A 957-nucleotide genomic window follows, 5' to 3' on the forward strand; every position below is an offset into this window, starting at 1 on the left:
CTGCCAAGGGCATAGCTGGGTAGCTATGTGCGGAAGGGATAAGTGCTGAAAGCATCTAAGCATGAAGCCCCCCTCAAGATGAGATTTCCCATAGCGTAAGCTAGTAAGATCCCTGAAAGATGATCAGGTTGATAGGTTCGAGGTGGAAGCATGGTGACATGTGGAGCTGACGAATACTAATAGATCGAGGACTTAACCATATAATATGAAGCAATGTTATCTAGTTTTGAAAGAATATAAAAAACTTGTTGACTTTCAAAAGTAAATGAGTTATRATRATTCTTGTCTTAAATGAATACAGTCTGGTAATGATGGCAGAGAGGTCACACCCGTTCCCATACCGAACACGGAAGTTAAGCTCTCTAGCGCCGATGGTAGTTGGGACCTTGTCCCTGTGAGAGTAGGACGTTGCCAGGCAAYTCGGAGGATTAGCTCAGCTGGGAGAGCACCTGCCTTACAAGCAGGGGGTCGGCGGTTCGATCCCGTCATCCTCCACCATTTAGCCGACTTAGCTCAATTGGTAGAGCAACTGACTTGTAATCAGTAGGTTGGGGGTTCAAGTCCTCTAGTCGGCACCAGTTTTTATTGCAAGAGCCATTAGCTCAGTTGGTAGAGCATCTGACTTTTAATCAGAGGGTCGAAGGTTCGAATCCTTCATGGCTCACCATTTTAATGAAATATGCGGGTGTGGCGGAATTGGCAGACGCACTAGACTTAGGATCTAGCGCCTTTGGCGTGGGGGTTCGACTCCCTTCACCCGCACTTTTAATAAAATAACTCAAACATGTCTTGCGGAAGTAGTTCAGTGGTAGAATACAACCTTGCCAAGGTTGGGGTCGCGGGTTCGAATCCCGTCTTCCGCTCCAATTTTCAGTATGACATGCCGGGGTGGCGGAACAGGCAGACGCACAGGACTTAAAATCCTGCGGTGGGTGACCACCGTGCGGGTTCGACCCC

At 48.1% G+C, this 957-nt stretch carries 5 tRNA genes and 2 rRNA genes; all 7 read left to right on the forward strand.

Features of this window, described 5'->3' with window-relative positions:
• A 23S ribosomal RNA gene (locus tag AC1DTM_RS28720) occupies positions 1–200 on the forward strand; the annotation flags it as partial.
• Positions 201–301: 101 nt separating this feature from the next.
• A 5S ribosomal RNA gene (rrf, locus tag AC1DTM_RS28725) occupies positions 302–417 on the forward strand.
• Positions 418–422: 5 nt separating this feature from the next.
• Positions 423–498: transfer RNA gene (locus AC1DTM_RS28730), tRNA-Val, on the forward strand.
• Positions 499–502: 4 nt separating this feature from the next.
• A tRNA-Thr gene (locus AC1DTM_RS28735) sits at positions 503–578 on the forward strand.
• Positions 579–591: 13 nt separating this feature from the next.
• A tRNA-Lys gene (locus AC1DTM_RS28740) sits at positions 592–667 on the forward strand.
• Between the two features lie 14 nt (positions 668–681).
• Positions 682–762, forward strand: a tRNA-Leu gene (locus AC1DTM_RS28745).
• Between the two features lie 29 nt (positions 763–791).
• Positions 792–866 (forward strand) — tRNA-Gly (locus AC1DTM_RS28750).
• Positions 867–957 lie beyond the last annotated feature (91 nt).

Source organism: Bacillus sp. P4_D3, assembly GCF_056401855.1.